We start from the raw sequence: 21,457 nt of genomic DNA on the forward strand, positions 1-21,457 counted from the left end.
GACAGACAACCACTTTTAAGGTTGATCCCTTCTTTCCATAAAAAAGAACCCCCAATCCTAAGAGGGACTGACCCCCGTTAGTGAGACAGGGATCAAAACACCTTCAATCAGCCAATTGCCGATATTGTATCGGTGATTGGTTGTTTAGTTTTGTTTGAATACGAATGTTGTTATAATAATAAATGTATTCTTCGACAGTTCGCTCTACGATTGCCGTCGTAGTTCGGTTCACGCTGTCGAGGTTGAACGTTTCAGACTTTAGTGAGGAATGAAACGATTCGATAGGGGCATTATCAGCGGGCGTTCCTTTCCGGGACATGCTCATGGTAATGCCTTTTGCTTTAACCGCCTGTTGATATTCGTATGAAGTATAAACAGAACCCTGATCACTATGTAATACACAATTCTCCGGTAAGGCCGGGAGCTGATCGAGTGTATCTAATACGAAGGCTGTATTCTGTCTATCTCCAATCGTTAAAGCAATGACTTGTCCGTTGTACAAGTCTAATATACTGGAAAGATACAATTGTTTCTGCCCATAAGGCAAATAAGTTATGTCTGTCACAAGTTTTTCGAGTGGACGATCGGACTGGAAGTTCCGATCTAATATGTTTTCTGCGACGGCATAAGGTTGGCCTGTGTTCGTTCGCTTCTTCTCTTTCACTCTGCACTGCCAGCCATTCTCCTGCATAATACGCTGCACCGCTTTACGATTAATGCACTTTTCCTGATTTAGTACCGCTGTAATCTTCCGATATCCATATCGAAATTTATGTGCTTTACACAACGCGCCGATCTGAGATTCAAATTCACGTTTCTCATGGTAGGTATTCCTGTTTGCCTTCCAACGATAATAGGTAGCTCTGGAAACCCCTAGATGAAGACAAATATCCTTGACACTCATCGTCTCACGTAATTCCTCTACAAGCTGGATTGTCGTTTCTCTATCAACATCCTTTCCAATTCCTTGTACTTTTTTAAAACTTCATTTTGTTGTCTTAAAAAGCGATTCTCTGCTTGTAATTTTTCCATCTCTGAAGAGTAAAAGGGCCCTTTCCCGAACGTATATTGCTTACCAACAGGCTGTTCAAACCGATTGATTTCTCCAGCTTTATACCATCTAACCCAGGTTTGAATCTGTGTTTTATTCTTGATATTTAACTCGTGCATTATCTCTTTTACGGACACCCCTGCCAGTCTCATTTCTACTGCCTTCTGTTTTATTTCCACTGGATAGCTCACTCTTGTCCCCATAAAAAAACACCTCCAAGTCTTATTTCGGATAACAATCATCCGTTTTCAACCTTGAAGGTGTTTTTTATTTGTCTCAACCTAAGGGGTCAGTCCCAGATTGAGGGTTCTTTTTCTATTTCATTATTATTCTCTGCCAAAAACCACGTGAGCTCTTTCACTAAACCCTTCGTTACTGGCAATTAGGAATTAACCAGTTGCTGCTTGGTTTCAGTCAGGCCCAGTGTTTCAGCGGTAGCTGCATGGACTTCATGGAAAAGGTCTGGGTGTTCCATCAAGGATATGCCGTACGTAGGGACCATTTCTTTGATTTTAGGCTCCCATTCCTTGATATGCTGCGGGAAGCACCGGTTGATGACATCCAGCATAACGTGTACGGCAGTAGAAGCGCCTGGTGATGCTCCAAGCAGGCAGGCGATGGAGCCGTCTGCTGCGCTGACAACTTCTGTACCGAATTGAAGGGTTCCTTTGCCGCCGGCTTCGGTATCTTTGATGACCTGAACGCGCTGGCCTGCTACGACGATGTCCCAGTCTTCGCTCTTCGCGTTCGGGATGAATTCACGCAGTTCTTCCATGCGTTTTTCGTGTGACAGCATGACTTGCTCGATCAAGTACTTGGTCAATGGAATTTCTTTGACCCCTGCAGCAAGCATTGTTAGGACGTTGCTCGGTTTCACAGAAGTGATCAGGTCCATCATGGAACCGGTCTTCAGGAACTTCGGTGAGAATCCGGCGAATGGTCCGAACAGCAAGGATTTCTTGTTGTCGATGAAGCGTGTATCCAGATGCGGCACGGACATTGGCGGAGCGCCGACCTTCGCTTTTCCGTACACTTTTGCATGGTGCTTCGCGATGACTTCTGGGTTCTTACAAACCATGAACAGTCCGCTTACAGGGAAGCCGCCGATGCCTTTTCCTTCAGGAATGCCTGATTTCTGAAGCAGGTGCAGGCTTCCGCCGCCTCCGCCGATGAAGACGAACTTGGCTGTATGGTATTCGATTCTTCCGTTCTCGATGTCACGCACCTTCAGTTCCCACAGGCCGTCCGCTGTACGCTTGATATCTTCTACGCCGTGGTTGTAGTTCATCACAACGTCTTTCTTCTCCAGGTGTTCAAACAGCATACGAGTCAACGCCCCAAAGTTGACATCCGTACCAGAGTCGATTTTCGTTGCGGCGATCGGCTCGTCAGATGTACGCCCTTCCATGATCAATGGAATCCATTCCTTCAGTTTCGCAGGATCTTCTGAGTATTCCATCCCTTGGAATAATGGATTGTTTGACAGCGCTTTAAAACGCTTCTGCAAAAAGGCTACGTTCTTTTCCCCTTGAACCATGCTTGTATGCGGCAGCGGCATGATAAAGTCATGCGGGTTGCTGATCAGTTTGCTTTTCACAAGGTAAGACCAGAACTGTCTGGATAGCTGGAACTGTTCATTCACCTTGATAGCTTTCGTAATATTTATCGATCCGTCCGGCTGTTCGACTGTGTAGTTCAGTTCGCAAAGCGCTGAGTGCCCTGTCCCTGCATTGTTCCATTCGTTAGAGCTTTCCTCTCCGGCTTTCGCGAGCTTTTCAAACACGGTAATTTCCCAATCCGGTGCTAATTCTTTAAGCAATGACCCCAATGTTGCACTCATAACTCCAGCGCCAATTAAAATAACGTCTGTTTGCTTCTGTATGTTGCTCATGATAACCATCCTTATCCCCTAGATTTGCAAAAGAGATGCTGGCGCTTCCGCCATGTGTCCCACAAGCAAAAGCGCAACCAACGAACACATCTTTTCTGTCCCAATTATAAATTATCACAATTATTTACATAATAAAATGCCTATTGCACGAAGAACAGTAGAAACTAGTCGAATTCTGGTGAAAAATATTAAATCGTCCGTAAAACCTGAATAATTGATTCAGAACCTTCCTCTTAGTTCAGCAGGAATATTCTGAACGGCTTCTCCTTAAAGATCCACCTTGGTTTATTTTAACATAAAATCACATGTCAGTCCTTGGAAATATCCCCCGTTTTAAAGGAATGACCGAATATTTCCTTCACACCTCAAGTATATGCCATCCGCCCGGTGAATGCATCCCTTTTTCAGGCTGCAAACCTTTCCATTGGCGCAAAGATGAAAAGACAGGAACCGCGGATAACTTTCGAACGGAAATGGAACAGAAGAAATATAGAAGAAGGATTGGAGCATGATCATAAGGAATCCATATCCTTAAAGTGGATGCCCGCTCTTTTAGCAATCGTTCAGGACAGGCTTGGCAGAAAGCCGTGTCATATGTATTGCATGCCTTTGTTACAGAGCATAAAGGAAAAGGATGAAACCTTTTACGATTTCATCCCTCCGTTTATCCCTATGGAAGCTTTTTATAAGGCCTGCATTTCCTGCAGTGCCCGCTAATTCATCTCATTCAGGCAGTCCTGGACAAGCGTAACGCCCTGGCTTACCGAGGCGCCGCCGCCTAATGCGGCCGTTACACATACAGCTTCAAGTATTTCCTGCTCTGAGCAGCCCTGTTCAAGACACCCCTTCGCATGATAGATGATGCAATATTCGTCTTGGGCATGAATACTAATTCCTAATGCGATTAACTGTTTTTGTTTTTGGGTCAATGCCCCTTCTTTAAAGCACTCTTCCGTAAATGCATTAAACTGACTGACAAACCCGGGGAGTTTTTCATTAAACCTGCCTATGCCTTCTTTATATTTTATCCGTGCCGCTTCAGTGAAATTTCCATCATTCATTTTCAATTTACAATCACTCCTGCATTTTTTTCAAAGCAACATGTAGTATGGACCAATCAGCGACCCTTTATTTATCCCCTGCCATAATCAAGAAATTATAATTTTGGAGCGGGAAGGAATAATGGTAATAATGACTGATGAAATGTAGGTGATGGAATGGAAAACCAGATTTACCAGGCCGGAGACATTGTCTATGTTTTTTACCGGAATCCGCATACCCAGGATGTGGCGAATGTCCAGGCGGCGGCCGTGGTCAACAGCCCCGATCAGGCGGATGAATTGGCCTTGTTCCTGTATGAAACGTATTATCCCCTGTCTGATGAGATGGCTGTCTATGCAACAGAAGAAGAGGCGAACCAGGCCTACTGCTATTATTACGGGACAGAATCAGACGGGATCTTGGAATGAATAATCCCTTCACACCGAAACTGGTGTACTTCGAACCTGCTGCACTGGATTACCCTTTAGGCCAAGAACTGTATGAGAAATTCAAAAAGATGGACATCGAAATTCGGGAGACCACTTCCCACAATCAGGTACGGAACCTTCCCGGCGATACCGACTTCAAAAAGTATCGCGTGGCGAAATCGACCCTTGTCGTGGGAATCAGAAAAACGCTTAAATTCGACACGTCCAAGCCTTCCGCCGAGTATGCCATCCCTTTTGCGACCGGCTGTATGGGCCACTGCCATTACTGCTACTTGCAGACCACCATGGGCAGCAAGCCGTATATCCGTACATATGTGAATGTCGATGAAATCCTCGAGGCGGCCGACCAGTATATGGAGGAGAGGGCCCCCGAAATCACAAGATTTGAAGCCTCCTGTACATCCGATATTGTAGGCATTGACCATTTGACCCACACACTGAAAAGGGCCATCGAGCATTTCGGGCAGTCCGGGCTGGGCCAATTACGATTCGTGACAAAATTCCACCATGTCGACCACCTGCTGGATGCCAAGCATAACGGGAAGACAAGATTTCGTTTCAGCGTGAACGCCGACTATGTCATTAAGAATTTCGAGCCGGGGACTTCCCCTTTGGCGAAACGGATTGAGGCGGCAGGAAAAGTGGCCAGAGCCAACTATCCGCTCGGGTTCATCGTCGCCCCCATTTACCTTCATGAAGGGTGGCAGGACGGATACTATCAGATGTTTGAACGTTTGGATGCCGAATTGCCTCCTGAAGCCAAAAAAGACCTTACCTTTGAGTTTATCCAGCATCGTTTCACGAAGCCTGCAAAAAGAGTCATCGAGAAAAATTACCCCATGACGAAATTGGAATTAGAAGAAGAAAAAAGAAGATACAAGTGGGGAAGGTATGGAATCGGAAAATATATTTACCAGAAGGAAGAAGAAGAGGACATCAAAAAACACCTGTACAGCTATATGGAGAAGTTCTTCCCCCATGCGAAATTGGAATATTTCACGTAAGGTCATTGAATGACAGACAAAAGGGAAGGCCACACTAAAAATGGCGGTGAAACACCGACTACTGGCGATGCGGGGGGATTTTACGATGAATGTTCGTGAAGGAATGATACCGACTGCACTGGGTACGGCTGTAACGGCTGCCGGATATGCGCTGAAACAAAGGCAAAGGTCCAATCAGATGATTGCCAATACCGTTTTCGGGTTTGGCTTGGCGCACGTGGTGCTGGGCGTCATTGACCTTGTCGAGCATCGCCGTTAAGAAGAAGAGGAGCCATTCATTTGGCTCCTCTCTTTATTTGAAAATCACTTTTCACGTGATACCGCCCTTTAGGGATGATCAGGGGCGTATCTGAAATCGGGTCGGGAATGACGGTACAATCTAAATCGAATACCGTTTTGACCAAATCGCTTGTGAGGACTTCCACAGGCTGACCTTCCGCGATCAGTTTCCCTTCCTTCACGGCAATGATATGGTCTGCATACCGCGCCGATAAATTAATGTCATGCAAGACCATCACAATCGTTGTGCCGTGTGTACGGTTTAAATGGGTGAGCAGGTCCAAGATTTCCACCTGATAGGTGATGTCTAAAAAGGTGGTCGGTTCATCGAGAAATAAAATGTCCGTCTGCTGGGCAAGTGCCATCGCAATCCAGACGCGCTGCCTTTGTCCGCCTGAAAGCTCGTCAATGTCACGGTTCGCGAATTCGATGATGTTCATGAATTCCATCGCTTCTTCCACCGCCTCATGGTCCTTTTTCGACCATCCGCTGAAGAGGGATTGGTGCGGAAAACGGCCCCTGCCGACTAAATCCGCCACCGTAATCCCCTCTGGAATCACAGGTGACTGGGGTAAAAGCCCCAGCATGCGCGCCAATTGCTTTGACGGGTATTGGTGAATCGCCTTGCCGTCCAGCGTGATTTCGCCTTCTTCAGGCTTGATCAGTTTGGCCATCGTTTTTAAAAGGGTCGATTTCCCGCAGCCATTGGCGCCGATAATGACACTGATTTTATTCTTTGGAATTTTCAGGTCGATTCCATGAATGATCGTTTTATGGTCATAGCCAGAAACGAGGTTATGGACCCGGAAGTCATGTGAGTTGCTCATTACAATTCTCCTTTTCGGTTCATTCGGATGAGTAGGAAGATTAAATAGGGCGCTCCGAGTATCCCCGTGATCACTCCCACCGGGAATCTGTATTCAAAGGCAAATTGTCCGATTAAATCTGCGAATAATACGAGAATGGCCCCCGTTAAACCGGCCGGGAGAATATTTTGCGCACTGGCACCGGCCAGCCGGTTGGCGATCGGGCCGGCCAAAAATGAAATAAAGGCAATCGGACCCGTGGTGGCGGTGGCAATGGCAATCATGATGACGGAACTAAGGATTAAGATCATCCGCATTTTATCGGTCGGCACCCCAAGGGATGTCGCCATTTGGTCCCCGAGTTCCAGCATGCTTAACTGCCTGCCAAGGATGAGCAGGATCGGCGTGCATACTGCGACAATGAGCATCAGCGGATAGGCATCGCTCATTTTGGAACCGTTCAGACTGCCGCTCAGCCACCTGAGTGCTCCGGCAATGTCCTGCTGGCCGCTTTTCAAAATTAAATACGAAATCACCGCATCCAGCATCGCCTGCATGCCGATCCCGATAATGATAATCCGGCCGATCGAGAAGGAGCGGCCGCGGGCTAAAAAGTACATGACGATGACGGTCGCCAATCCCCCCATGACGGCGGCAATGGATACCCCCGCATAGCTTGTATGCAGGACCGTGATACAAAACACGGCGGCGGCGCTGGAGCCGGAGGTGATCCCCAGAATATTCGGGTTCGCCAGCGGATTGCGCAGCATCGTCTGAAAAATATACCCAGCCGCCCCAAAGGCGAATCCCGCAAACAAGCCCGTCAGCATACGGGGCAGGCGCAGCGTGTTCACCGCAAAACTGGCTCCCGGGACGTCCTCGCCCATTAATACGCTCCACACGGCACTTACCGGGTAGATGGTGTTACCTAAGATGAGCATCGCCCCGCAGAGGAGAATCGCCGCGATTCCTAATAAGGAAGTCGCGAAAATCCAGCGCCGCCTCCTTTTGCGCATGCCTTCCAAAATTCGATTTGTTTCTCTCATAATGACCTCACCTTCGATTTCTTGGCTAATAAGATGAGGATGGGTGCACCAATAAAGGCCGTAATGACACCCACTTCAAGCTCCCCGGGGCTTCCGATCAGCCTGCCTGCCACATCAGAAATGGTTAAGATGATGGCTCCTGCCAATCCTGACATAGGAAGCAGGAAACGCAGGTCCGGTCCGATAATTAACCGCATTGCATGGGTGGCCATAATGCCAATGAACCCGATTGGACCCGCCAAGGCAGTCGTGACCCCGCATAGAATCACGCTTCCGAAAATGGCCGCTCCCCGCAGCACTCCCGGCCGCACGCCAAGCCCAGAGGCGGCTTCGTCTCCCAGTGCGAGCGCGTTCAATGCCGGCCCCGTGAAAATCGCGATAAGCAGGCCGATAAGCAAAAACGGAACAAAGGTTGTAATCGAGTCCCAGTTTCCTGCCCCGACACTGCCCACCTGCCAAAATCGGAATTGGTCCATGACATTCGTCCGGGGCAGCATGACCGCCATGACCAAGGACGATAAGATCGCACTCGTGGCGGCCCCTGCCAAAATAAGTTTAAGAGGCGTGGCCCCGCCTCGCCCCATGGACCCGATTCCAAAAACAAACAGCGAGGTAAGGAAGGCGCCTGCGATGGCCAGCCAAATATATTGATCGGCCGAACCGATATGGAAAAAGGCGATCCCGCAGACGACAAACAGCGAGGCGCCTGTATTCACCCCTAAGATGCTTGGATCTGCGATGGGATTTCGGGTGACCGATTGCATAAGCGCACCGGACACGCCCAATGCCGCACCGCACATCATACTAAAAACCGTTCTTGCCATTCGTTGTCTGACCACATTGGCCTCATGGGACTGGACGTCCGGATGGAAAAATCCATCCATCAGATCCGTCCAGCCGACCATCCGCGAGCCAAATGCAAGCGAAGCTGCTATACACACACCGAGTAAGATAAGCAGCGTGATAGCCGCCCGTGTGAAATGACGCGGAATATGCAGCTGCTTTTTTTCTGCCGCCGTTACATGGTTCATGTTACTTCTGCTTTTTCGCAACATCGGAGATTAAAGATAAGTACTCATCGATGGTGTATTCAATCGATAGCGGACTTGGAGTTCCGGCTGCAGCCAGCGGAGTGTTGTCGCCAATGATGACAACGGAACCGTTTTTAATGGCAGGCACTTTTCCTAAGATCGGGTCAGCCTGAAGGGCTTTTAATGTTTTGTCATTTCCGTAAGCGATGAACATGTCCACATCGTTCAGTGCATCCGCATTTTCAGCACTTAACTCGATATAGAAGCTGTTTGGGTCTTTAATTTGCTTTTTAATGCCTTCCGGATACTCCATGCCCAGTTCTTCAAGGAATCCTCCGCGCGGATCTGCCGGTGTATAAATGAAGAACTTGGACAGGTCGCTTGCATTGAACATCGCGAATGCTGCTTTCTTCCCATGAATTTCAGGATATTTTTTTACTTTATCTTGGATTAATTTTTCTGTATCGGCAATCAGCTTTTCGCCTTCTTTTTCCATGCCCATGCCCATTGAATCGTATTTAATCTGGTCGCGCCATGTTGTGGTCCACGGTGCTTTCGGATAAGCAACCACTGGTGCAATTTGAGATAATGTATCATAGTCTTCCTGTGTAATTCCTGAGTACGCCGCAAGGATGACATCCGGTTTCGCATCGGCGATCGCTTCAAAATCCAATCCATCTGTGTCTTGGAAGATGGTTGGTTTCTCTGCGCCCAGTTCATCTAATTTTTCTTTTGTCCATGGCAGCAGGCCGCTGTCATCCTGCACCCCGTAGTTTGCTGCTGAGAATCCTGCAGGCACTACACCCAGTGCCAACGGAACATCTTGGTTCGCCCATTGAATGGTAACCACTCTTTTCGGCTTGCTATTTATGACTGTTTCCCCAAAAGCATGTTTGATCTTAATCGGATATTCCGATCCGGCTTTCTCTGAAGCGGATGACCCTTTTTCTTCTGTCTCATCCTTTGAAGACTGGCCGGAACAGCCCGCCAATGCAAAAATCGCCATAATCGACGCCAGCAATAACAGCAGTGAAAATGATTTTTTGTTCTTCATATGTACCCCTACCTGCCTATTCTATAATTTTTTTAGATGTCCAATTGATTGTGCGTTTCACCGCCATCAATTGATAATGATTATCATCATCAATATAAACCCTGTTATGTCAAGCCGTCAATCATTATTTTTGCATTTTTGCAAACAAAGTGAAACTGGCACGATTTCGGTGGCCGGATCCATATGAGTGCAGATGCCAGCGTGCAGGTGCACATAAAAAATATCAAATTTCCCAAGAGAAATTTGATATTTTGGCTGATTCTGTATGAATTTCCGTACCAGGGGCACGGCTCAAGCCTGCAGTCTCTCCCTCGTGCTGTTTCCAAAGGAGCCGCCCCCACTCTCATCCATTCTTACCCTATTATTCCAACCAAATTTCCACTTCTGTCCCTGCCTTCTTTCCCCTCCCGAATTCCTAGGAACGAACCGATGCTGCGGGATCGAAGAACTGATGGACGGCTTCATCCGTGACATCTGATAGATTCTGATACATATAGTTCGGCGATTGATCCCGATCGATCAGCACTGACCGCACGCCTTCATAGAAATCGGGATGCCTCAAAAAGTTCCGCGCCAGCAGCAGATCCACCGCAAAGCATTCCTGCATCGTTTTATGCTTTCCGTCTGCCAACTGTTTTAAGGTGACCTTCAGGGAAAAAGGGGACTTGGAAAGGAGCTGTTCCTTTGTCTTCCGGCTGAATTCACTTCCCCCGCTGTCCAGCGACCGGATAATGTCTTCTGCGGTATCAAACCGGAAATGCCGGTCAATCTCAGATTGATACGGTGCAAGCCTGCTCTTTTCAGGCGGCTCCGACCGGAATAGATCGGCGAGCCGGTCCAGCTGTTCGGCCGCTTTCGCAGGATCCCATTCGGTTTGTTCCGCTTTTTCGATGAACCGCTCTAATGCCCCGCTCTCCATATAAAGGTCGGCGCCGTTCATATACAACACATCGGCAGCCGGGATGACTGATGCCGTTAAGGCAAGATAACGGCCGAGATAGCCGGGGGCTTGATTTAAGAAGTAAGCCGCCCCGACATCCGGGAAGAAGCCGATATCCAGCTCTGGCATCGACCATTTCGTCCTCTCCGTGACAATGCGGTGGCTGGCCCCGTACGTCAGGCCGGCCCCTCCGCCCATCACGATGCCGTCTAAGCAGGCAATGATCGGCTTCGGAAATGAATAGACGGCCATGTCAACCTCGTATTCTTCCTCGAAGAAACGCCCGGCCGCCTGTAAATCCGCCTCAGAAGAACGGGCCTTGTAGAGCGCCTTAATATCGCCGCCGGCACAGAATCCCTTAGGACCTGCTCCTTTCATGATGACGACAGCCACCGCCTCATCGGTCTCCCATTCTCGTAATTTTTCACCGATCAGCCGAATCATCGTATCTGAAAGCGAATTAAGGGCTTTCGGGCGGTTCAGTGTAATGGAAGCGATGCCATTCGGATGGACGGAAAACAAAACCTCATCAGACATCTCTTCTCCTCCTTTCTATGAATGGATAAAGTTTGGTTTTCGTTTTTCTATGAATGCCTGGATTCCTTCTTTGGCATCGGCGGTCAGGAACAGTTCAGCGAACCTCTGCCGTTCTCTTTCCAGTCCTTGTTCCAGGCTTTCCTTGCCGCCTTCGATAATGCATTCCACTGCCCGCATGACACTTGTCATGCTTTTGCCTTCGACAAAGGACTGCGCCACACCCGCCGCCGTCTCCAGAAGGTCTTCTTCCTTCACCGCACACTGCGCAATCCCAAGCTTCACGGCCTCATGCGCAGAAACGGTTCGGCCTGTGAGGATCAGATCAAGCGCTGTCGCCGTATCCGTCAGTCTGCTCAGCCGCTGTGTGCCGCCAAATGCCGGAATCAGGCCGAGCTTCAGTTCCGGCAGGCCGACCGCTGCCTCTTCGGCGATCATCCGAAAATGACACCCCAATGCCAGTTCAAGCCCTCCGCCGAGTGCCGGTCCATTGATGGCTGCAATGACTGGTTTTTTCATGGACTCAATTTCATCACAGAGCTTCTGGCCGCCTTCAGCAAGGGACAGCCCCTGCTCCCGCTCCCCTAATTTGGGCACGAATTCTTTGATGTCCGCCCCGGCCGCAAAGAAGCGGCCCTTTCCAGTAAGGATAATCGCCCTTGTTCCTTCATCCCGGCCGAGTTCCTGAAATATGGACCGCAGCTCCGCGATACAGGCTGCAGACAGGACGTTCGCAGGCGGGTTGTTCAGTGTAACCGTCGCTATATGCTCTTCTTTTTCAACCGATGCGCAGTTCATGAATCATCCCTCCCGTCAGAACCAGCGTTCCGTCACGACTTTTTTACGGGTGTAAAATTGGACGCCGTCTTTTCCGTTTGTCCCCAGGTCCCCATAGAAAGAAGCTTTGTTCCCTGCGAAAGAGAAGAAGGCCATCGGGGCCGGCACATTGACATTGACGCCGATCATCCCGGCGTCGATTCTGTCGCGGAACCGCTGGGCGCTTTTGCCGCTGGATGTGTAGATGACCGCTCCGTTGGCGAATTTGGACTGATTCGTCAGGTCGATGCCTTCTTCCAGGTCTTTGACGCGCACAACGCTTAGAACCGGTGCGAAGATTTCGTCCTGCCAGATTTTCATGTCCGGGGTCACATGATCGAAAATGGTCGCGCCCACATAGTATCCTTCCTGAACCTCCGGACGGCGGCCGTCTGCGACCAATGCCGCTCCTTCCCTTATGCCGCTTTCGATATAATCAAGGACGCGGTTCTTATGGACTTCCCGGATCAGCGGGCCGACAAAATGATTCTCGGACCGGCCGTCCCCTGTTTTCAGTTTGCGGGTTTCGGAGATAAGGAGTGCCATGAATTCCTCTGCAATCTCCTCGGCGACCGCTGCGACCGAGCAGGCCATACAGCGTTCGCCGCTGCTGCCGAATGCCGCGCCGATGATGCCCTGGACCGTTTTTTCAAGATGGCAGTCTGCGAGGACGACGGCATGGTTTTTCGCGCCGGCCAGTGCCTGAACGCGTTTCCCGTTCGCTGTGCCTGTTTGATACACATATCTCGCCACAGGCTCTGAGCCAACGAAGGAAATGGCTTTGATGTCTTTATTCTCCAGCAGCCCGTTCACGACATCCTTCGATCCGTGCACAAGGTTCAGGACGCCTTTCGGAAAACCGGATTGATAGAAAAGCTCCACAAGCTTCTCAGCCAGAATCGGGGTTCTCTCCGACACTTTCAGGACGAAGGTGTTTCCGCAGGCGATGGCGAGCGGGAACATCCAGAGCGGCACCATCATCGGAAAGTTAAACGGCGTAATACCGGCCGCGACCCCGAGCGGATAGCGCCAAATCGAGCCGTCGATCCCGTCCGCAATCCGGGGAAGGGCCTCTCCCATCATTAATGTCGGCGCTGCCGTCGCAAGCTCCACGACTTCGATTCCCCGCTGCACTTCGCCGCGGGCGTCCTTTAAGGTTTTGCCATTTTCCATTGTAATGATTTCCGCCAGCTGCTCTTTCTGTTCCTGAAGCAGCTGCAGGTATTTGTATAAGTATCTGGCCCGGTTCGGAACCGGCAACAGTGACCAGGTCTGGTATGCAGTTTCGGCCGCCTGTACGGCACGGTCCACATCCGCTTTCGTCGACAGCGGCACATAGGCGATCACTTTCCCGTCTGCCGGATTGACCACTTCCTCGGTTTCGGTCCCCTGAGAATCGACCCATTCTCCATTAATGCTGTTCTGCATTTTTTTACGGTTCGTTGTAATCATCGCTCCCCCGCCCCTTCGTTTAAAATAGCAGCCGCCTGGTCCTCTATTTTTTTGTATAAAACAGACATGTCCCTGTCGCCGTATCCATCCTGCTCCGCCTCCCGATACAGATCAAAGAGGATCTTGCTCACCGGCAGTTCCGCGCCGCTACTTTCCGCCAGATCCATCGCGAATCCAAGGTCCTTCCTGAGCAGTTTCAGGGAAAAGCCGGGTTCATAGTTTTCATCCGCTATGAAACTTTTATAATTGCGCTCATAGATCCGGCTCTGGCCATAGCTGACGTTCAGCATCCCGAACAATTTATCAAGGTCCAGCCCGCTGCTTTTGGCCAGATGGAGCGCTTCACTGACGCCTGCCGTATAAAACCCGATCAGCAGGTTGTTGATCAGCTTCGTCTTCGTCCCGCTGTCGACATTCTCGTTCACGTGAAAAATATTCTCGCCCATCGCGTTCAAAACCGGAAGCACCCGATCGAAAACGGACTTCGAACCGCCAACCATAAAAGTAAGGGTCCGGTTCACCGCCCCGATCACCCCGCCGCTGACCGGCGCCGCCAGAAAATCGATGCCTTTTTTCCCGGCCGCTTCCTCAATCCGAAGATTCAGCCCGGGAGCGACGGTGCTCGTATCAATCAGCACAATCCCCGGTTCAGCGTGGACGAGCCCCTTTTCTCCCAGATACACCTCCTCCGCCGCCTCTGATGAAGGAAGGCTTGTCAGGATGGCATCGCACTGCTCCGCCATTTCCCCCATGGACAAACCGATTGTCCCCCCTGCCTGGTGAAAGGACATTTCCGCTTCTTTGTTCAGGTCCATCCCATATACAGTGAAGTTTGACCGAAGTAAATTTTGCGACATAGGAAGACCCATATTGCCCAAACCGATAAACCCGATTTTTTTCACATGACCACTCCGTTCACATGTTATTTTTCCTGTTCGGCAATCTGTAAGGCAATTTCCCGCTTTTGCGTGAACAGGTTCCCGAAGAGAGGGACAGGGAGGCGGCGAGCCTCCTCCAAGGCTTGCTTTCTTTCTGTTTCTTCTGAGACAGCCCCTGATATCACGGCCGCCGCCATCTTTTCGATTCTGCGGAAGCCTTCTTCACACATAACGTTCGTCATTCGCTCTTTCAATCCCTCTTTTTCCCTGCCCCGCTTCCGGATCGCCTTCTCGGTCCGCATCACAGCCGATTCCATCACATAGAGGTCCATCTTGATATCCGCAAGCAAACGCGCATATTCCTGCTCCTGCTGGACATCCAGGCCGGACTGGTTCACGGTTTTCAGAGACTGCCGGAGCAGCTGATAGGCGTACTGGATGAAGGCCTGATTCCGGCTTCCGTGACCTGCCGTCCGTTCCGCACCCATGCCGTCCGTTTGGCCGGCGCTTTTCATGAGCCCTTTGGCGACCGTCAGGCGGTTGATCTCATTGGTCCCTTCAAAAATCCGGCTGATCCGGGCATCGCGATACAATCGTTCCACTTCATATTCCTGCATATACCCGCAGCCGCCATGGATCTGGACAGCCTCATCCACAATCCGCCCGAGTACCTCGGAGCAGTATATTTTATTGATGGCACATTCAGCCGCACAGGCGGCGAGCCTTCTCCATTTTTCATCTTCCGCGGCGGCGGAATCCACGATTTGATCCAGCCTGTCTGCCGTCCTGTAAGCGGCACTTTCCGCCCCGTAAACCGCAATCGCCATATCCGCAATCTTTTCCTGAATCATGGTGAAGCGGATGACCGGCCGCCCGAATTGTTTGCGCTGTTTGGCATAATTCACGGCAAGGCCCAGCGCCTGCTTCGATGTCCCGATGTTCGAGAAGGCCAGTTTCAGCCGCGCCATGTTCAAAATATTCAAGGCGACGCGATGCCCTTCCCCGACGGTCCCCAGCACATTCCCGGCCGGGACGCGGACCTCTTCCAGGATCAAGGCCGCTGTCGATGACCCTTTAATGCCCATCTTCTTCTCTTCAGGACCGACGGACACTCCAGGAAACGACCGTTCCACGATAAAAGCCGTCATGCCCTCACTTGTCCTGGCGAAGACGACATACACATCCGCGATATGGGCGTTCGTAATCCACTGTTTTTCCCCGTTGAGGATCCAGGCCGTCCCCTCTTCATTCATGACGGCCGCTGTTTTGGCATTCAGGGCGTCCGAGCCTGCGCCGGGCTCCGTCAGGGCATATGCCCCGACCCATTTTCCCGATGCCAGCTTCGGCAGGTAGTTTTTCTTTTGCTTCTCTGTGCCGTAATAGATGTACGGCAAGGTCCCCACGCCTGCATGAATATTGAAGGAGACGCTGAAGGAACCGCCCGCCCCCATTTTCTCGGCCACCAGACCGGAAAGCTTCTTATTGAGGGACAGTCCGCCGTATTCTTCGGGGACCTCGACACTGAGCAAGCCAAGCTCCCCCGCTTCTTCAAATAAGGTCTTTGCGCTTTCGCGGTCATGCCGGTCGATGGCGTCCAAAAGCGGCATCACTTCGTTTTTGACAAATAGTTCGGCCGTCTTGGCGACAAGCTGATCATCCCCGTTAAAATCCTCCGGCGTAAACACCCCGGATCCCTTCGTGTCACCTGACATAAAAGTTTGATCCTGCTGAAGTTCTGCTTCACCCATGACATTCCTCCTCCGTTCCTTCATCCCTGTCAGCAGGGCATGCATCCGGCTTTCCTTGCCTGCCCATTGCCGCTTACGATTTATGTTCTTCGGTCAAAACCGTTTTCGCCATTTCTTGATCGAGGTTTTCAAAATCATAGTAGGAAATTGTTTCATAGAGTTCGCTTCTCGTCTGCATATCCTGTAAGGCCGCCTTTTGCGTGCCTTCCTTTTTGATCAGCCCAAAGACCCGTTCATAGGCCTTGGCCGCCGCCCTCAGGGAGGTCACCGGGTAGATGACCATCTGGAAGCCCATGTCCTGGAATTGTTCTGCGGTATAGTAAGGCGTCTTGCCGAATTCGGTCATGTTGGCAAGCAGCGGAACCTGAACCCGGCTCCGGAACTGGCGGAATTCTTCCTCCGATTCCAGCGCCTCCGGGAAAATGGCGTCCGCTCCGGCCTCCGCATAGGCAGCCGCCCTTTTGACGGCGCCGTCCAGCCCTTCGATGCTGCGCGCGTCCGTCCGGGCCACAACAACCAAGGAAGGCGCCGCCTCTTTGATCACCTTGATTTTCTGGACCATCTCGTCTGCCGGAATGACCTGCTTCCCATTCAGATGGCCGCATTTTTTCGGGAGCTGCTGGTCCTCCAATTGGACTGCGGCAACATGCGCTTCCACCATTTCCCTCGCGGTTCGGGCCGCATTCAGGTAGCCCCCGTATCCCGTATCAATATCCGCGAGAACCGGCAGATCGGCGGCGCGCACAAGATCCCTCGCGCGCTCTGCCACTTCCGTTGAATGGATCAGTCCAAGATCCGGAAGCCCCCGGCTCGCCGTATACGCAGCCCCGGATAAGTAAAGGGCGGAGAATCCCGCCTGTTTGGCAACAAGGGCCGCCATCGCGTCATGGGCGCCCGGCATCTGCAAAATCTCTTCCCCTGTCATGAGTTTCCGAAATCGAGCCGCCAGCTCTTCCTGTGTTGACGGCTGATCTACAATCCACACCATGGAACCGCCTCCTTTTTAAATGAATAAATCGATGAATTCAGGAACGCTCATCTTTTCTGTTTGATCCTGGTCAAAGCAGACGGCCTGTATGGCCTGCTGCTGTTTTGCTGAAAAGCGGGTCTTGATATTCGCGATGAATTTGTCCTTGATCTTCGGAATCGCTTCGTCCCGGCGGAAACGGTGGCCCAACGGGTATTCAGCCTCTTCGGTTTCCGTCGCCGTCCCATCGCTGAAACGGATTTGGATGCTATTGGCGATTGAGCGCTTGCTCGAATCGAGGTAATCTTCACTGTAGGCTTTGTTTTCCGCGACTGTCATCTTGCCGCGCAGAGCATCGATTCTTGGGTCGAGCGCCGCCTCGTTCTCGTAATCTTCCGCTTTAATATCGCCTTTTAACAGCCCAATCGCCGTGATGTACTGCAGGCAATGGTCGCGGTCCGCCGGGTTATGGAGCGGCCCGGTTTTATCGATGATCCGGATGGCCGATTCGTGGGTCGTAATCTTGATCTCGGCGATTTCATCCAGCCGGTCCGCCACTTGGGGGTGAAGCCTTACGGCGCATTCTGCCGCCGTCTGGGCATGGAATTCCGCCGGATACGATACTTTGAAGAGGACATGCTCCATCACATATGAATCAAGCGGACGGCCGAGCACCAATTCTTTCCCTTTAAAAAGGACATCCTGGAAGCCCCAGCCCGGTGCCGTTAAGGCCGTCGGATAGCCCATTTCCCCTTGGACAGCCATCATCGCCAGGCGGACGCCTCTGCTCGTCGCATCGCCGGCTGCCCATGATTTGCGCGATCCCGTATTCGGCGCATGCCGGTAAGTTCGCAGTGATGAATTATCGAGCCAGGCATTGGAAAGAGCGTTCACGATTTCCTGGTGTGTCCCGCCGAGCATCTTCGTCACAACGGCAGCGGTGGCAATTTTCACAAACAGGACATGATCGAGACCGACACGGTTCAGGCTGTTTTCCAATGCGAGCACACCCTGGATCTCATGGGCTTTGATCATCATCTCCAGGACATCCCGGACATGCAGGGGCTCCTTCCCTGCCGCAAGATTTGCCCGGCTGATATAATCTGCCGCAGCCAGGATCCCGCCAAGGTTATCAGAAGGGTGGCCCCATTCTGCCGCAAGCCATGTATCGTTATAATCGAGCCAGCGGATGATGCAGCCGATATCGAAGGCCCCTTTGACCGGATCGAGCACATGCGGAGTTCCGGGCACCCGTGTTCCATTCGGCACGAACGTCCCCGGAACGACCGGTCCCAACAGCTTCGTGCACTCCGGATACTGCAAGGCAAGAATCCCGCAACCGAGCGTATCCAGCAGGACATAATGCGCGGTCCTGTACGCCTCCGCGCTCGTGATTTTTTTGTCCAGAACATAATCGGCGATTTCTTCCAACAATACATCGGTCTTCGTGTTCTCATTCGTTTTCAGCATGGGACACCTTCCTTTTCCAGTAAAAGTTGATTATGATAGACAGGGATATTCGCCAAAATATCCTGATATTTCCGGCGGGCGCCTTCTACAACTCCCCAGTTGTTTCATGCAGGGCGCGCCGCCCTCCTGTATAATGCACGCGCGGACGGAAAATCCGGTTATGGGCATGCTGCTCAATCACATGCGCGCAAAGCCCGACCGTCCTGGCACTGAAAAAGATCGGGGTATAAAGCGGAATCGGGATGCCCAGCATCCAATAGACAGGAGCCGCATAATAATCGAGATTCGGATAGAGCCCTTTCTCCCTCTCCATGACCCTTTCACCCGCTTCGCACATATCCAATAAGGTATAATCTCCTTTCATATCGCACAGCTCCTTCAGCGCTTCCTTCATCATCAAGGCCCTTGGATCCATTTTCTTCATATAAACCCTGTGGCCGAACCCCATGATCTTTTCTTTTTTGTCCAGCTTCGCCGCCAGCATCTCTTCAAATCTCTCGGCACTGCCCGCTTCATGAAGCATATACATGACCGCCTCATTGGCCCCTCCGTGCAGGCTGCCTTTTAAGGAAGCCGCCGCACCGGTCAAGGCCCCGTACAGGTCCGACTGTGTCGAGGCGATGACCCTTGCCGTGAACGTCGAGTTCGGCATTTCATGCTCACTGTACAGGACCAAGGAACGGTCAAAGATTTTTTCCTCCAACGGCGACGGCGCCCGGCCGGTGATCATATAAAAGAAGTTGGCACTGTAAGAAAGGCTTTCGTCAGGTCGGACCGGCTCCATCCGCTGGATGACCCGATAGCTGTTGGCCGCAATGTTCGGCACTTTCCCAAGCAATTGATATGCTCGGTTCTTATTCACCGGAAGCGAGCGTTCATCCAGGACGCTGTCATAGCCCGAGAGCGCCGAGATTCCGGTGCGGAGACCGTCCATCGGGTGCGTATTCTCCGGGAGAAGCGCAAACAGTTCCTCGAGGTCCGCCGGGATGTCATATTCCGCTTTCAGCCTCTGTTCCAGCGCCTCCTTTTCTGGAGGATCCGGCAATTTTTCCTCCAGCAGCAGATGGATCATATCGAGATACCCTTTTGACTTGGACAGTTTAATCAAATCATAGCCCTGGATCACAATTTCACTCTGCACCGTATCCAAAAAGGAAATTTTCGTTTCCGCCGCCACCACACCGTCTAACCCCGGCGAATACTGATCTTTTGCTTTCACGCCCTTCATCCCCCCATCTCCATTGTAAGCCTTTTCAAGATGAAGCAAAAAAATATCCCTTTCCTCGTCCTTCTCTGTCCGCAGCATAATGTCACTCACCTGACGGGCATAACAGGAAATCAAGGGCACCGACTTTTCGGCCATGAAGTTATTCATTACGCACGCTTTAAAACAATCGGTAAAATACTCAACAGTTCCAAACAAATCAGTCCACCTCAAATGTTTTCTGCCTAAAAAAACCATGAAAAAAACAACTCCCCTGAAAAGAAGTTGTTAAGATTCCGAATCGATACGTAAATAAACATGTTCTTATTCCATGAAAAAACATGCCTTCATCGCCCGCACTTAACACCCCCTATCCTCGTAGGTATTGATGTGTGCTGAAACAGGCAGGTCTCCTGGCTTATGGTCATCGCTCTTCGAACCTTCCCATCTTCATGTCGCTGAAAACAGTGGCCATTTCGAATCGCTCCCAAATACAGTTGCGGGACAGCGCCGGACTCCAACCGGTCTTCCCTATTAAGCAGAGGATCCGCGGATCGTCTGCACCTGATTCTACACGTATTTAGCTGTCACATTCAATATAGCAAATATTGGGATTATTAGCAATTTTTATTAACATTCTCCCTCACTTCTTTTATCAGAAACATAGAGTTCGATATGGAGAGATTCCGAGCGTTTTCGCCGGACATTTACACCGGCAGCTATCAGGCCCATTAACTTGAAAGAGTAAAAAGGGACGGCTCATCGGAAGCGTCCCTTTTGCTTTATTTCTTTATAATGTCCACTTTATCATCGATGCGCACATAGCGAATGCAGTTCTCATTTTCAGGAGAGATGCCGGAAACCTGGAACATGCCAACGAATCGATATCGGTTAAACCCGAGGCTGTCCTGGTACTTCGCAAAGACCGCCCGCTTCCGGCCGAGGTTCAGTTCTTCCATATAGCGTCGCTTTCGTTCTTCCACGACGGTGCCGTCTTCATGGGATTCATCAATATAAGACCAGTCCTCTGCCAGGAAGTTCAGCCAGCCCCCTGCTGCGGATTTGCCGGTCCCATCTATCATAATCGACAGTTTCGGACACCAAAGCCACGTATGCCCGATTATATTGAAAAAGCTTCGCTGATACCCTTTGGCGTTCTTTCCAAATACAGTGTTCGCAATATCCTTGATATACATGAAGGAAAAATTGTCATAGATGGATAAATGCCCCTGTTCCTTCAGCTGCAGAAGTTCTTCCTCATAGGTCCCCCATTCCAATTCCGTCTTGGAAGCCTTCTCTTTTATAAGGGCTGCAGCTGCCTCGATGGATGTATGGATTTCTTCAATCGATTGGGCTGCGTCGATTCGAATGCATTGAAAATCTTGGATTGCCTCCTCGTTAACTGCAGAGATGATATCATCCATGCGGAGCTGGTCCTCTGTTTGCCGGCCGCGATGGTAAGCTTCATCGACTTCGATGCCAATATGGAGCTGCGGGAAATAGAGATCAATCAATGCATATGTGCCATTTGGGCGTTTCACGTATTGCTGGCTGACCGGTTTGATGTCCAGGCTGTCCAGTTTATGCCAGATAGCCGTTAAAATATAATTCTCGTAATCTTTCCTTTTTGTCCGGGAAAACGTCTTGATTAAGTAATCACGTTTATTCAACTCTGTACACCTTCCAGATCTCTTTGATAAAAAACACCTTCAGCGAGAACTCAGGACATCGCCCGAATTCTTGATAAAGGTGGGTTTTTCTTCATTATACAGGATAAGCATGCCCCCCTGTCCGGA

Annotated in this window: 19 protein-coding genes and 1 riboswitch; of the genes, 3 read left to right on the top strand and 16 right to left on the bottom strand. The window is 50.7% G+C overall.

All coding sequences use genetic code 11. The features are described from left to right. Positions 1-103: 103 nt before the first annotated feature. The 3 genes from BQ4305_RS04840 to BQ4305_RS04855 all read right to left on the bottom strand — a co-directional run bounded on the left by BQ4305_RS04840 (position 104) and on the right by BQ4305_RS04855 (position 4,003). Positions 104-1,254, bottom strand: a protein-coding gene (locus BQ4305_RS04840) for an IS3 family transposase (RefSeq protein ID WP_110926723.1) whose coding sequence is annotated in 2 segments (ribosomal slippage) — positions 104-981 and positions 981-1,254 — 1,152 coding nt in all. Because the reading frame shifts where the segments join, the coding sequence is not laid out codon by codon here. Positions 1,255-1,433: 179 nt separating this feature from the next. Beyond that, positions 1,434-2,942 carry a malate:quinone oxidoreductase gene (locus BQ4305_RS04845; protein WP_110926870.1) on the bottom strand — a complete coding sequence of 503 codons (1,509 nt, stop codon included), beginning with the start codon at positions 2,940-2,942 and terminating at the stop codon, positions 1,434-1,436. Positions 2,943-3,655: 713 nt separating this feature from the next. Continuing rightward, complete coding sequence (locus tag BQ4305_RS04855) at positions 3,656-4,003, bottom strand: carboxymuconolactone decarboxylase family protein (protein ID WP_110926871.1); 348 nt, start codon at positions 4,001-4,003, stop codon at positions 3,656-3,658. Positions 4,004-4,159: 156 nt separating this feature from the next. Here BQ4305_RS04855 and BQ4305_RS04860 point away from each other — a divergent pair, with 156 nt between their 5' ends. From BQ4305_RS04860 to BQ4305_RS04870, 3 genes are all read left to right on the top strand, one after another. Then, the gene (locus BQ4305_RS04860) at positions 4,160-4,411 is read left to right on the top strand and encodes a transcriptional regulator SplA domain-containing protein (RefSeq protein ID WP_110926725.1); all 252 of its coding nucleotides are present in this window, start codon (positions 4,160-4,162) and stop codon (positions 4,409-4,411) included. After that, positions 4,408-5,436 carry a spore photoproduct lyase gene (gene splB / locus BQ4305_RS04865; RefSeq protein ID WP_110926726.1) on the top strand — a complete coding sequence of 343 codons (1,029 nt, stop codon included), beginning with the start codon at positions 4,408-4,410 and terminating at the stop codon, positions 5,434-5,436. The genes BQ4305_RS04860 and splB overlap by 4 nt, the downstream gene beginning before the upstream one ends. An 85-nt stretch (positions 5,437-5,521) precedes the next feature. Beyond that, positions 5,522-5,695, top strand: a complete 174-nt coding sequence (locus BQ4305_RS04870) for an asparagine synthase (protein WP_110926727.1) — start codon at positions 5,522-5,524, stop codon at positions 5,693-5,695. Between the two features lie 16 nt (positions 5,696-5,711). Here the strand turns inward: BQ4305_RS04870 and BQ4305_RS04875 are convergent, their stop codons facing one another. From BQ4305_RS04875 to BQ4305_RS04935, 13 genes are all read right to left on the bottom strand, one after another. After that, positions 5,712-6,542 carry an ABC transporter ATP-binding protein gene (locus BQ4305_RS04875; RefSeq protein ID WP_110926728.1) on the bottom strand — a complete coding sequence of 277 codons (831 nt, stop codon included), beginning with the start codon at positions 6,540-6,542 and terminating at the stop codon, positions 5,712-5,714. Next, complete coding sequence (locus BQ4305_RS04880; RefSeq protein ID WP_110926729.1) at positions 6,542-7,567, bottom strand: FecCD family ABC transporter permease; 1,026 nt, start codon at positions 7,565-7,567, stop codon at positions 6,542-6,544. The genes BQ4305_RS04875 and BQ4305_RS04880 overlap by 1 nt, the downstream gene beginning before the upstream one ends. Next, a complete protein-coding gene (locus BQ4305_RS04885; RefSeq protein ID WP_199880563.1) occupies positions 7,564-8,598 on the bottom strand; it encodes a FecCD family ABC transporter permease in 1,035 nt (344 codons plus the stop codon). Before BQ4305_RS04885 ends, BQ4305_RS04880 begins: the two co-directional genes overlap by 4 nt. Before the next feature lies 1 nt (position 8,599). Beyond that, the gene (locus tag BQ4305_RS04890) at positions 8,600-9,652 is read right to left on the bottom strand and encodes an iron-siderophore ABC transporter substrate-binding protein (RefSeq protein ID WP_110926730.1); all 1,053 of its coding nucleotides are present in this window, start codon (positions 9,650-9,652) and stop codon (positions 8,600-8,602) included. Between the two features lie 415 nt (positions 9,653-10,067). After that, positions 10,068-11,129, bottom strand: coding sequence for an enoyl-CoA hydratase/isomerase family protein (locus BQ4305_RS04895; protein ID WP_110926731.1), 1,062 nt, complete (start codon positions 11,127-11,129; stop codon positions 10,068-10,070). Between the two features lie 15 nt (positions 11,130-11,144). After that, complete coding sequence (locus tag BQ4305_RS04900; protein ID WP_110926732.1) at positions 11,145-11,924, bottom strand: enoyl-CoA hydratase-related protein; 780 nt, start codon at positions 11,922-11,924, stop codon at positions 11,145-11,147. A 15-nt stretch (positions 11,925-11,939) separates the two neighbouring features. Further along, positions 11,940-13,394 (bottom strand): CoA-acylating methylmalonate-semialdehyde dehydrogenase, encoded by a 1,455-nt coding sequence (locus BQ4305_RS04905; RefSeq protein WP_110926733.1) that lies wholly within the window; start codon positions 13,392-13,394, stop codon positions 11,940-11,942. After that, positions 13,391-14,296, bottom strand: a complete 906-nt coding sequence (locus BQ4305_RS04910) for an NAD(P)-dependent oxidoreductase (RefSeq protein WP_110926734.1) — start codon at positions 14,294-14,296, stop codon at positions 13,391-13,393. Before BQ4305_RS04910 ends, BQ4305_RS04905 begins: the two co-directional genes overlap by 4 nt. Before the next feature lie 20 nt (positions 14,297-14,316). Then, complete coding sequence (locus tag BQ4305_RS04915; RefSeq protein ID WP_110926873.1) at positions 14,317-16,020, bottom strand: acyl-CoA dehydrogenase family protein; 1,704 nt, start codon at positions 16,018-16,020, stop codon at positions 14,317-14,319. Between the two features lie 73 nt (positions 16,021-16,093). Then, entirely contained in the window at positions 16,094-17,008 is a 915-nt protein-coding gene (gene prpB / locus BQ4305_RS04920; RefSeq protein ID WP_110926735.1) for a methylisocitrate lyase, read from the bottom strand. Positions 17,009-17,023: 15 nt separating this feature from the next. Next, on the bottom strand, positions 17,024-18,457 hold the full coding sequence (locus BQ4305_RS04925) for a bifunctional 2-methylcitrate dehydratase/aconitate hydratase (protein ID WP_110926736.1): 1,434 nt from the start codon (positions 18,455-18,457) through the stop codon (positions 17,024-17,026). 85 nt (positions 18,458-18,542) lie between these two features. Beyond that, positions 18,543-19,685: a citrate synthase gene (gene mmgD, locus BQ4305_RS04930; RefSeq protein WP_199880582.1), complete on the bottom strand. Its 1,143-nt coding sequence runs from the start codon at positions 19,683-19,685 to the stop codon at positions 18,543-18,545. 362 nt (positions 19,686-20,047) lie between these two features. Beyond that, positions 20,048-20,244, bottom strand: a riboswitch (cobalamin riboswitch). 199 nt (positions 20,245-20,443) lie between these two features. Further along, positions 20,444-21,331 (bottom strand): AbaSI family restriction endonuclease, encoded by an 888-nt coding sequence (locus BQ4305_RS04935; RefSeq protein WP_110926737.1) that lies wholly within the window; start codon positions 21,329-21,331, stop codon positions 20,444-20,446. Positions 21,332-21,457 lie beyond the last annotated feature (126 nt).

Source organism: Bacillus massiliglaciei, assembly GCF_900098925.1.
Classification (GTDB): domain Bacteria; phylum Bacillota; class Bacilli; order Bacillales; family DSM-1321; genus Peribacillus; species Peribacillus massiliglaciei.